General features: G+C 42.9%; 8 protein-coding genes. All 8 read left to right on the top strand.

The window, feature by feature from the left end; translation table 11 throughout:
• Positions 1–25 precede the first annotated feature (25 nt).
• The 8 genes from purR to pgk all read left to right on the top strand — a co-directional run bounded on the left by purR (position 26) and on the right by pgk (position 12645).
• Entirely contained in the window at positions 26–841 is an 816-nt protein-coding gene (purR, locus tag HMPREF2917_RS08320; RefSeq protein WP_003012466.1) for a pur operon repressor, read from the top strand.
• Positions 842–863: 22 nt separating this feature from the next.
• Complete coding sequence (locus HMPREF2917_RS08315) at positions 864–1430, top strand: hypothetical protein (RefSeq protein ID WP_070590163.1); 567 nt, start codon at positions 864–866, stop codon at positions 1428–1430.
• A 205-nt stretch (positions 1431–1635) separates the two neighbouring features.
• Positions 1636–2049 carry a 30S ribosomal protein S12 gene (gene rpsL, locus HMPREF2917_RS08310; RefSeq protein ID WP_003003125.1) on the top strand — a complete coding sequence of 138 codons (414 nt, stop codon included), beginning with the start codon at positions 1636–1638 and terminating at the stop codon, positions 2047–2049.
• A 19-nt stretch (positions 2050–2068) separates the two neighbouring features.
• Positions 2069–2539: a 30S ribosomal protein S7 gene (rpsG, locus tag HMPREF2917_RS08305; protein WP_003003105.1), complete on the top strand. Its 471-nt coding sequence runs from the start codon at positions 2069–2071 to the stop codon at positions 2537–2539.
• Between the two features lie 306 nt (positions 2540–2845).
• Positions 2846–4927 (top strand): elongation factor G, encoded by a 2082-nt coding sequence (gene fusA / locus HMPREF2917_RS08300; protein WP_003003071.1) that lies wholly within the window; start codon positions 2846–2848, stop codon positions 4925–4927.
• Positions 4928–5206: 279 nt separating this feature from the next.
• Positions 5207–6217 carry a type I glyceraldehyde-3-phosphate dehydrogenase gene (gene gap, locus HMPREF2917_RS08295; protein ID WP_006154814.1) on the top strand — a complete coding sequence of 337 codons (1011 nt, stop codon included), beginning with the start codon at positions 5207–5209 and terminating at the stop codon, positions 6215–6217.
• Positions 6218–6451: 234 nt separating this feature from the next.
• Complete coding sequence (locus HMPREF2917_RS08290) at positions 6452–11242, top strand: endo-beta-N-acetylglucosaminidase (RefSeq protein ID WP_070590160.1); 4791 nt, start codon at positions 6452–6454, stop codon at positions 11240–11242.
• Between the two features lie 203 nt (positions 11243–11445).
• On the top strand, positions 11446–12645 hold the full coding sequence (gene pgk / locus HMPREF2917_RS08285) for a phosphoglycerate kinase (RefSeq protein ID WP_003008876.1): 1200 nt from the start codon (positions 11446–11448) through the stop codon (positions 12643–12645).
• Positions 12646–12690: the final 45 nt, after the last annotated feature.

Genomic DNA, 12690 nt, shown 5'->3' with positions numbered 1-12690 from the left:
ATAGAAAAAACTACATGGTGAGAAAATGAAATTAAGAAGAAGTGAACGGATGGTCGTAATTTCTAATTACTTGATCAACCATCCCTATGAATTGACTAGCCTCAATACGTTTGCGGAAAAGTATGAATCTGCCAAGTCTTCCATCTCAGAAGATATCGTGATCATTAAGCGTGCGTTTGAAGAGATGGAAATCGGAAATATTGAGACCATCACAGGAGCTGGTGGAGGTGTTATCTTTACACCGTCTATCTCAGATCAAGAATCCAAAGAAATCGTCGAAGATCTTTGCAAGCAACTGTCTGAAAGTGATCGTATCCTTCCTGGTGGCTACATTTACCTGTCTGATCTTTTGAGCAATCCGAAGATTTTGAATCGCATCGGCCGCATCATTGCCAAAGCCTTCCGGGATAAGAAGATTGATGCTGTCATGACCGTAGCGACCAAGGGAGTTCCTTTAGCGAATGCAGTGGCTAATGTCTTGAATGTTCCATTCGTCATTGTCCGTCGTGATTTGAAAATCACAGAAGGGTCAACCGTTAGTGTCAACTATGTTTCAGGCTCAAGTGGGGATCGTATTGAGAAAATGTTCCTTTCAAAACGGAGCCTAAAAGCAGGAAGCCGGGTCTTGATTGTCGATGACTTCCTTAAAGGTGGCGGAACGATTAACGGGATGGTTAGTCTCTTGGCTGAATTCGATTCTGAATTAGCAGGGGTAGCCGTCTTTGCGGATAATGCTGCAACCGACCGTGAATTCTTTGAACACAAATCCTTATTGCGCGTGACCAACATCGATGTAAAAGAAAACAAATTGAGTGTCGAAGTTGGGAATATCTTTGATTAAGAGCAACAAAGGAGGATCAAAAGTGAAAAGAATTTTAGATCGATTTGATAATAGTCCTTTGTGGATTCGCTTGGTGACAGTTCTGTCTCTATCCTTTATTTTGGTAGCTGGTTTGTATACCGTTAAAAAGAATACGGCTGCCCAGGTAACGACAGAAATTCAACCGGCTAAAAAAACAGGTTCCCTTCCAGTGAAAAAGGAAACAAAGGAAGAAAAAGAAAAGAAGGAAGAAAAGAAAAATACAGAAGCTGCTGAAAAAGCAGTCGTTCAAATGGAAACAACTCCAAGTCAAGATTCTGTGAACGCTGCCCAAGCTGCTGTTAAGAAAGTCAAAGATGCGACTCAAAAGCAATCGCTTGAGGCCCGTATCCAATACATCGCTAACTATTATGGACTGACCTATGAGAGCGACACAGCGGCAACACAGCAGACTCAAACAGACGCTAATGCCAACACGAACGCAAACGCAAATACTAATGCCAATGCTGGAGTAGCTGGAGCCAATGCGACAGTTCAACCACAACAGCAACAACAGTATGCTCCGGCTGCAGATGCAGGGGCAGAAGAACCTGCTGAAGCTGGTCAATAATGAACTTTTTCGACTTCTTTAAAAAATAAAAAAACATCTTGCAATCAAAGTGCCGTCATGTTATAATAATAGACGGTACTTTTTACTTTTGGTCTCTCAAGAGTGTACAGGGACGTGCTGACAAATGTTGCAAAAGTACACACAGATGGTAGCTGTCACCAAGTGTACCATCACCAAAAATAAAAAATTTCACAGGAGAATGTAGATGCCTACAATTAACCAATTGGTTCGCAAACCGCGTAAATCAAAAGTAGAAAAATCTAAATCACCAGCTTTGAACGTTGGTTACAACAGTCATAAAAAAGTTCAAACAAACGTTTCTTCACCACAAAAACGTGGTGTTGCAACTCGTGTTGGAACAATGACACCTAAAAAACCTAACTCTGCCCTTCGTAAATTTGCCCGTGTACGTTTGAGCAATTTGATCGAAGTGACTGCTTATATCCCAGGTATCGGACACAACTTGCAAGAACACAGCGTGGTTCTTCTTCGTGGTGGACGTGTAAAAGACCTTCCAGGGGTACGTTACCATATCGTCCGTGGAGCACTTGATACTGCAGGTGTAAACGATCGTAAACAAGGCCGTTCTAAATACGGTACTAAAAAACCAAAAGCATAAGGAAAGGGGATAAAGAAAAATGAGTCGTAAAAACCGTGCGCCTAAACGCGATGTATTGCCAGATCCGCTTTACAATTCACAATTAGTTACTCGTCTTATCAACCGCGTTATGCTTGATGGTAAACGTGGTACAGCTGCTTCAATCGTATACGGAGCTTTCGAACAAATTAAAGAAGCTACTGGAAACGACGCTCTTGAAGTATTCGAAACAGCTATGGAAAACATCATGCCTGTACTTGAAGTACGTGCTCGCCGTGTCGGTGGTTCTAACTACCAAGTCCCAGTTGAAGTTCGTCCAGAACGTCGTACAACACTTGGACTTCGTTGGTTGGTAACAATCGCTCGTCAACGTGGTGAACACACAATGGTTGATCGTCTTGCAAAAGAAATCTTGGATGCAGCGAACAACACTGGTGCAGCTGTTAAGAAACGTGAAGATACTCACCGTATGGCTGAAGCTAACCGTGCATTCGCACACTTCCGCTGGTAATAAAATGATACTAAGAGCGGCAAAGGCCCAAGGCAAAAATAGGAAACTGATGCAGTGTTCGATGAACACAAAGCAGTTTATCTTTTTTGCACCGGGCCTCGCTCGGGTTCAAATCAGTTAACTTGAGCTTTTAGCCCGAGTTCAATTAAGCTTCGTCAGCTCTTGAACCCAATTCAACTCTTCTTACAAGTTGGAACCAAAACTTAGCATGAAAACACTGAAAACGGGTAGGTCCTGCCTATCCGTTTTTATTAAATCATGTTATAATAGAATATAGAAATAAAAAATATAGGAGAAACAAACCTCATGGCACGCGAATTTTCACTTGAAAAAACTCGTAATATCGGTATCATGGCTCACGTCGATGCTGGTAAAACAACTACAACTGAGCGTATCCTTTACTACACTGGTAAGATTCACAAAATCGGTGAAACTCACGAAGGTGCGTCACAAATGGACTGGATGGAGCAAGAACAAGAACGTGGTATCACTATCACATCTGCCGCTACAACAGCTCAATGGAAAGACACTCGTGTAAACATCATCGACACACCAGGACACGTGGACTTCACTATTGAAGTTCAACGTTCACTCCGCGTTTTGGACGGTGCTGTAACCGTTCTTGACTCACAATCAGGTGTTGAACCTCAAACTGAAACAGTTTGGCGTCAAGCAACTGAATACGGAGTTCCTCGTATCGTATTCGCTAACAAGATGGATAAAATCGGTGCTGACTTCCTTTACTCAGTAAGCACACTTCATGACCGTCTTCAAGCAAACGCTCATCCAATTCAATTGCCAATCGGTGCTGAAGATGACTTCCGCGGAATCATTGACTTGATCAAGATGAAAGCTGAAATCTATACTAACGACCTTGGTACAGATATCCTTGAAGAAGATATTCCAGCTGAATACCTTGAACAAGCTCAAGAATACCGTGAAAAATTGGTTGAAGCAGTTGCTGAAACTGATGAAGACTTGATGATGAAATACCTTGAAGGGGAAGAAATCACTAACGAAGAATTGAAAGCTGGTATCCGTAAAGCGACAATCAACGTTGAGTTCTACCCAGTACTTTGTGGTTCTGCCTTCAAGAACAAAGGGGTTCAATTGATGTTGGATGCAGTCCTTGACTACCTTCCAAGCCCACTTGATATCCCTGCAATCAAGGGTGTAAACCCAGATACAGACGAAGAAGAAGAACGTCCAGCATCTGATGAAGAGCCATTTGCAGCTCTTGCCTTCAAGATTATGACTGACCCATTCGTAGGTCGTTTGACATTCTTCCGTGTTTACTCAGGTGTCTTGAACTCAGGTTCATACGTATTGAACACTTCTAAAGGTAAACGTGAACGTATCGGACGTATCCTTCAAATGCACGCCAACACTCGTAAAGAAATCGAAACAGTTTACTCTGGAGATATCGCTGCTGCCGTTGGTTTGAAAGATACTACAACTGGTGACTCATTGACAGATGAAAAAGCAAAAATCATCCTTGAATCAATCGAAGTTCCAGAACCAGTTATCCAATTGATGGTTGAGCCTAAATCTAAAGCAGACCAAGACAAGATGGGTATCGCCCTTCAAAAATTGGCTGAAGAAGATCCAACATTCCGCGTTGAAACAAACCCTGAAACTGGTGAAACAGTTATCTCTGGTATGGGTGAGTTACACTTGGATGTCCTTGTTGACCGTATGAAACGTGAATTCAAGGTTGAAGCTAACGTTGGTGCTCCTCAAGTATCTTACCGTGAAACATTCCGCGCTTCTACACAAGCACGTGGATTCTTCAAACGTCAATCTGGTGGTAAAGGTCAGTTTGGTGATGTTTGGATCGAATTCACTCCAAACGAAGAAGGTAAAGGATTCGAGTTCGAAAATGCGATCGTCGGTGGTGTGGTTCCACGTGAATTCATCCCTGCAGTAGAAAAAGGACTTCAAGAATCTATGGCGAACGGTGTTCTTGCTGGTTACCCAATGGTTGATGTGAAAGCTAAGCTTTACGATGGTTCATACCACGATGTCGACTCATCTGAAACTGCCTTCAAGATCGCTGCATCTCTTGCACTTAAAGAAGCTGCTAAGACTGCACAACCAGCTATCCTTGAACCAATGATGCTTGTAACCATCACAGTTCCTGAAGAAAACCTTGGGGATGTTATGGGTCACGTAACTGCTCGTCGTGGACGTGTAGATGGTATGGAAGCACACGGTGCAAGCCAAATCGTTCGTGCTTATGTGCCACTTGCTGAAATGTTCGGTTACGCTACTGTCCTTCGTTCTGCAACTCAAGGACGTGGTACCTTCATGATGGTATTTGACCACTACGAAGATGTACCAAAATCAGTACAAGAAGAAATCATTAAAAAAGCTAAAGGTGAAGCTTAATTTACCAATGCTTAAAAACTCTTCCCATTTCGGGAAGAGTTTTTCTTTGTTCCAAAAGTGAATACAAGTAAAAAAGTACTCTTCCTAGCAAGCAAGACTTTGTGAAAAACTTTAATAAAAGAGGTAGTGATCTATGATAATTCTTGCTTTTCGTTGGGAAATAGTTGCTTTTTAATGCAATAAAGTATATAATAGAGACTGTTAAAAGATGTTTGGCGCTGTGTCAAGTTACTCTTTTCACAAAAAATTTTTTTGATTTTCATAAGGAGGAAATCACGAATGGTAGTTAAAGTTGGTATTAACGGTTTCGGTCGTATCGGACGTCTTGCTTTCCGTCGTATCCAAAACGTAGAAGGTGTTGAAGTTACTCGCATCAACGACCTTACAGATCCAGTTATGCTTGCACACTTGTTGAAATACGATACAACTCAAGGTCGTTTCGACGGTACTGTGGAAGTTAAAGAAGGTGGATTCGAAGTTAACGGTAAATTCGTTAAAGTTTCTGCTGAACGCGATCCAGAACAAATCGACTGGGCTAACGACGGTGTAGAAATCGTTCTTGAAGCAACTGGTTTCTTTGCTACTAAAGCAGCTGCAGAAAAACACTTGCATGCTGGTGGTGCTAAGAAAGTTGTTATCACTGCTCCTGGTGGATCAGATGTTAAAACAGTCGTATTTAACACTAACCACGATATTCTTGATGGTACTGAAACAGTTATCTCAGGTGCTTCATGTACTACAAACTGCTTGGCTCCAATGGCTAAAGCTCTTCAAGATAACTTCGGTGTTGTTGAAGGATTGATGACTACTATCCACGCTTACACTGGTGACCAAATGATCCTTGACGGTCCACACCGTAAAGGTGACCTTCGTCGTGCACGCGCTGGTGCTGCTAACATCGTTCCTAACTCAACTGGTGCTGCTAAAGCAATCGGTTTGGTTATCCCTGAATTGAACGGTAAATTGGACGGAGCTGCACAACGCGTTCCTACTCCAACTGGATCAGTTACTGAATTGGTAGTTGTTCTTGAAAAGAACGTTACTGTTGATGAAGTAAATGCAGCTATGAAAGCAGTAGCTAACGAATCATACGGTTACACTGAAGATCCAATCGTTTCTTCAGACGTTGTAGGTATGTCTTACGGATCATTGTTTGACGCAACTCAAACTAAAGTTCTTGACGTTGACGGTAAACAATTGGTTAAAGTTGTTTCATGGTATGACAACGAAATGTCTTACACTGCACAACTTGTTCGTACTCTTGAATACTTCGCAAAAATTGCTAAATAATTCATGCGTATGATGAGAGGAGGGAAACCTCCTCTTTTTTTGTACTTTTTTTAGGGCTTTCTCATCATATTATAGGAATTGCTAAAATTGATTGACAGTGCTAAATAGATTAGGGTATCCTATCCTTGATTGGAGATTTCTAATACAAGAAAATGAAAGCGATTACAGATCGTGGAGGAAGGAGCCAATGGAAATCGCTCAAGAAAAAGAAAAAAACCATACAAGGAGGTCAAGATGAAAGGTCATCTATTTGAAAAGAAAGAACGATTTAGTATACGAAAATTCAGTGTGGGAGTTTGCTCCGCATTGATTGGGTTAGCATTTTTAGGAACAGGCGCTGTCTCTGCAGATGAGACGGTTTCTACTAGTGAACAACCCTTAGAAACCTCTTCAGTAGCGACCGAAGACGTCAATCATTTAGTGAGAGAAGCTGGTGTCTATACTGCAGATGCGGCACTTCCTACAGCTGATCCTGCAAAACCAGCCACAGAAGCGGTCACTCCAGAGGCTAGTCCTACAAGTACAGAAGCTAGCTCGACGACTACAGATACTCCAGCTGTTTCAGAGACTGAAAAACCGAAAGCTACTGCTGAAAAAGTGGCCGATTTACCAACCAATGAAGAAAAACAATTAAGGCCCAAAGAAGTTAAGTTCGATACCTGGGATGATCTCTTGAAGTGGGAACCAGGAAAACGAGTGGATGACGATATGAACAGAGCAAGCGTCCCACTTGCGAGTCGTTTCCAAGGAAAACAAATTAATGAACAAGCCAACCCTGAAGCGAAGATCCAAGCGCTGTCAAACATGAACTCCAAAGCCAAGGATCATGCGTCTGTCGGCGGGGAAGAGTTTAAGGCCTATGCTTTTGATTACTGGCAATATTTGGATTCCATGGTCTTTTGGGAAGGGCTGGTTCCATCAGCAGATGTGATCGATGCTGCCCACCGAAATGGGGTTCCTATTTATGGAACAATCTTTTATAACTGGTCTAGCAGCATCAAGGATCAAGAACATTTTGCAGAAACCTTGAAAGAAGATAGTGAAGGCTCTAAAACCTTCCCGATCGCCCGTAAATTAGTCGAACTTGCCAAGTACTATGGCTTTGATGGTTACTTTATCAACCAAGAAACGACTGGAAATCTTGTAGAACCATTGGGTCCAAAATTGAGAGATTTTCTTCTTTATACCAAGGAATATGCGAAGAGTCTGAACTATCCGATTAAGTATTCCTGGTATGATGCTATGACCTATGAATATGGCCGTTACCATGAGAATGCGCTGGGAGAATACAACTACAATTTCATGCAGCCAGAAAATGGGGAAAACCCAGTGGATACCTTCTTTGCCAACTTTAACTGGGGTAAATCAGAAGTTGATTATTCCATCAGTACAGCCAAATGGATTCATCGGAATCCTTATGATGTTCTAGCTGGACTGGAACTCCAAAAAGGAGGCTCTTATAAGACTAATGTAGACTGGAATGCCATTTTAGATGAACATGGCAAGTTGCGTCTATCTCTTGGTCTTTATGCGCCTGATACGATTACAGGTCTAGGAAAGACTGGAGAAGGATACCATACCCATGAAGATCTATTCTGGACAGGTTTCCAAGGAGATCCGACTAAAGGAAAACCAGCAGACCAATCTTGGTACGGTATGTCCAATCTAGTAGTGGATAAAACTCCTATTACAAGTGAAGATTTCAATACTTCCTTCAATACTGGACACGGAAAACACTGGTTTGTCGATGGCAAGATTTCTAAAGAAGGGGAGTGGAACTACCGTTCTGTTTCTGGCTACCTTCCAACATGGCGTTGGTGGGTAGAGCATAGTGAGGATAGTGCGCCATTGAAAGGTCGTTATGATTTTGATCAAGCCTACAATGGAGGAAATTCTCTAGCCTTTGAAGGAGATTTAAAAGCCAATAGCAGTCAAAATGTCATGCTCTATTCGACCAAGATTCCTGTGACAGAAACGACAAAATTAAGCGTCAGTCATAAAGGTGGGGTCGGAGCAGCTGCCTGGGTAGCTGTTGCCACAAAAGAAGACTACTCTGAATACGAATGGAAAGAATTGACACCGAGTGCGGATTGGTCTACTCAAACCTTTGATTTGGGAAATTTGGCTGGCAAAACCATTTATGCTGTGAAGATGTTCTTTGACCATGATACGGATGTTAAAGACTACAAATTTAATCTCGGCCAATTGTCAATTACGTCGAACCAAGAGAAACCAGCGACTCCAGCAGAATTATCCGTTCGTGCAAAACGTCTACAAAATGCGCAAGAAGCAGAAGCAGTCCTTAATTTTAAAGGGGTAGTAGATGCGGATTATTATGAAGTCTATGAAAAAGATGGCGACAACTGGCGTCTCTTAACAGGGTCTTCTGCGACAACTGTCTATCTACCAAAAGTTAGCCGTTCAGCAAGTGCTGAAGGAACCACTCAGGAACTCAAGGTTGTGGCAGTTGGAAAGAATGGTCAACGTTCGGATGCGGGAACTGTAGCCTTTGATTGGGGCATGACCGTGTCAGATACCAGTCTACCAAAAGCTTTAGCGCCAAACGTAGTCATTGGAGCCAAAGTGATCGGTTCGAGCTTCCCAGATGCGGATGGTAGTGAAGGTATTGAAGGTATGTTAAATGGGACCATTACCAGTCTTTCAGATAAATGGTCTTCTGCTCAATTGAGTGGAACCGTCGATATCCGATTGACACAACCACGGACAATTGTTCGTTGGGTCATGGACCATGCCGGTGCTGGTGGAGAATCTGTCGACGATGGCAAGATGAACACCCGTGACTTCGACCTTTACTACAAGGATGAAGCGGGTGAATGGAAGCTCGCCAAGGAAGTTCGTGGCAATAAAGCCCATGTATCTGACATTACACTTGATCATCCAATCAAGGCTCAAGACTGGCGTCTCCATGTCATTACAGCAGATAACGGCACCCCATGGCAAGCCATCCGGATTTACAACTGGAAGATGTATGAAAGTCTAGATACTGAGACGGTCAACATCCCGATGAAACATGCTGCAGCGCAAAATCTGGGTAATCATTTTGTCCAAGTCGGCTTCAAAGATGTTCCAGCTAATACTACTCTGACTCTTTATTCCGATAAAGAAGCAACTAGTCCAATTGCGACCATGACAGCCGATCAAGCTGGAAATCTCATCTTTAAACCACTGGCTTTTGAATCAACCCCATCTCTTCTCTACTATCGTGCGCAAGAACCTGGCAAAGATATCAGTAACGTTCTAGCGATCGAGGTTCCAAAGAATGATAAAGAAATTGCGGGACTCCAATTTGAAGATGGATTGACCAAGAAGGTCTACCGGGAAGGCGATGCCCTTTCCTTGAAAGGGGCGACTCTCCGCGTTCATTATAAAGATGGCCAAGCAGATCAACTGGTCAACCTCACCAACTCAGGTGTAGAGATTCATGGATTTGACAGTAGCAAGCTGGGAGAACAACACCTAGAAGTCTCTTACCTTGGTCAGAAATTGGATAAGACCCTCACTGTTTTTGTGGTCAGTGCAGAAGAAGCAGGTGAAAAAGCAGTTGCTGGTCTAGAATTGACCGACAAACCAAAAGTGGAATATATTGTCGGAGAAGCATTGGAAAAAGAAGGTGGACGCTTTACAGTCGTCTTTGAAGATGAAACGACCGAAACGCATGCCTTGACAGATGAAGGGGTGGAAGTGACTGGCTTTGATACGACTAAGGAAGGACGTCAAACCATCACTGTCCATTACAAAGGAGCTAGCACAAGCTTTGATGTCCTCGTCAATCCAAAACCAGCTCTCAACGATGAATACCTCAAGCAAAAATTGGCTGAAGCTGAAGCTGCAAAAGCCAAAGTAGACTTTACATTTGCCACTCCTGAAGTTAAAGAAGCTTTGCTGGCTGGAATGGCTGCTTCTGAAAAAGTCTTGAAAGAGCATGATACCAGCACACAAGATCAAGTCAATGAGCAGTTGAACCAATTGACCGCTCTCTTGAAAGCCTTGGATGGTCAAGCTAATCTAACAAAAGAAAAAGAAGCTCTCTCTGCCCTAACAACAGAAGCGACTGCTCTATTAGCAAGCAAGCCAAATCACCCTTCTGGTGAGGCTTTGCAGGCACTCTTGGAGAAAAATAAAGAACTCCTAGCTTCTTCAGAGCTCACTCCTGAAGCGCTTGAAACAGCTAAGACAGGTCTAGAGACCTTGATTGCGCTCCTGAAAGAAGATAAGCCGGCGGTCTTTGTAGACCCTGCGACTGGAGTCGAAGTTCAATTCTCTAACTTGGAGACTACTGCTATTAAGGGACTAAAAGTCGCGAAAGTTGAAGCCAATCAGGCAGAAAAAGAAGAGCTGAAGGGACGAGAAGCGACTATCTTTGATATCGAAGGAGTCGATGCAAGTGGTCAGGATGTCGATACCCAGCATCCATCCCTTGTGAAAATCCCTGTGGATAAGGATAAAGAAGTAGAGCAAGTTCTCTTCTTCCCAGAAGGTCAAGCTCCTCAATCCTTAGCCTTTGAGAGAGTTGGAGATGTGGTCATCTTTACAGCTCCTCACTTTACTCACTATGCGATTGTCTATAAGCCAGCAAAAACGGAAGGACCAGATCAACCGATCCAACCAGAAGAACCGGCTAAACCAGATCAGCCTGTTCAACCAGCTCAACCAAATCAACCAGTCCAACCAGCTGCCCCAGTGACTCCGGATCCAGTTAATCCATTGAAGCCTACAGAGTCTTCTCAAGTGGATCAGTTGGCCCCAACGACTTCTACTCAACCGGGTCATCAAGAGGAAGAACACAAGGATATGGTTGATCAAGAGATCCATCAGTTGTTAAGTGCCCACCAAGGAGCGAACTCACAGCCAACGGTTCAGCAAGGAATAAAAGATGCAAGTAAAGAAAGTCAATCGGAACACCTACCAAATACGGCAAGCCTAGAAGCTTCCTTTGCAGCTGAAGCTGTTCTTCTAGCAGCCTTAGGCGGCTTCCTCTTGGCTGGTAAGAAGAAGGAAGAGTAAGTCTTCTAAAAGATTCTTTTGTTCACTTAAAAAGTCACTCTCAAAAAAACCTCTCTGGTGAAAACCAGAGAGGTTTGATCTTGTATTTAGAAGTGTCGTTCGGATCCTGTGAATTAGAGGGGAAAAGCATTGGATTTTTCTACCTCTTTTACAGCTTTTGTGATATAATTATCATGTATTAAAAAAAGAAGGAGTCATATCTAATGGCAAAATTGACTGTTAAAGACGTTGACTTGAAAGGGAAAAAAGTTCTCGTTCGTGTTGACTTCAACGTTCCTGTAAAAGACGGCGTGATCACTAACGATAACCGTATCACTGCAGCTCTTCCAACTATCAAGTACATCCTTGAACAAGGTGGACGTGCAATCCTCTTCTCTCACCTTGGACGTGTAAAAGAAGAAGCAGATAAAGAAGGTAAATCACTTGCTCCTGTAGCTGCTGACTTGGCTGCTAAATTGGGTCAAGAAGTGAAATTTATCCCAGGTGTTACACGTGGTGCTGAATTGGAAGCAGCTGTTAACGCTCTTGAAGATGGACAAGTTCTCTTGGTTGAAAACACTCGTTTCGAAGATGTTGACGGCAAGAAAGAATCTAAAAACGATCCTGAACTTGGTAAATACTGGGCATCACTTGGAGATGGTATCTTTGTAAACGATGCCTTCGGTACTGCTCACCGTGCACACGCATCTAACGTTGGTATCTCTGCAAACGTTGATAAAGCTGTTGCTGGATTCCTTCTTGAAAACGAAATTGCTTACATCAAAGAAGCAGTTGAAGCTCCAGAACGTCCATTCGTAGCCATCCTTGGTGGATCTAAAGTATCTGACAAGATCGGTGTTATCGAAAACTTGCTTGAAAAAGCTGATAAAGTTCTTATCGGTGGTGGGATGACTTACACATTCTACAAAGCACAAGGTATCGAAATCGGTAACTCACTTGTAGAAGAAGACAAATTGGATGTAGCTAAAGCTCTTCTTGAAAAATCAAACGGCAAATTGATCTTGCCAGTTGACTCAAAAGAAGCGAACGCATTTGCTGACTACACTGAAGTGAAAGACACTGAAGGTGAAGCAGTTGACCCAGGATTCCTTGGTCTTGATATCGGTCCTAAATCAATTGCTAAATTCGACCAAGAATTGACTGGTGCGAAAACAGTTGTATGGAACGGACCTATGGGTGTATTTGAAAACCCTGACTTCCAAGCTGGTACAATCGGTGTGATGGACGCTATCGTGAAACAACCAGGCGTTAAATCAATCATCGGTGGTGGTGACTCAGCAGCTGCTGCGATCAACCTTGGCCGTGCAGACAAATTCTCATGGATCTCTACTGGTGGTGGTGCTTCTATGGAACTCCTTGAAGGTAAAGAACTTCCAGGATTGGCTGCTCTTACAGACAAATAATCTAAATAGAATGAAAGAGGCTGGGACACAAGTCCTAGCCTCTCA

The sequence above is a fragment of the Streptococcus sp. HMSC061E03 genome (genome assembly GCF_001813505.1).
In the GTDB taxonomy this organism is placed as follows: Bacteria; Bacillota; Bacilli; order Lactobacillales; family Streptococcaceae; genus Streptococcus.
The sequence above is the reverse complement of the archived record's forward strand: the minus strand, read 5'-3'. Positions and strand labels throughout refer to the sequence as shown.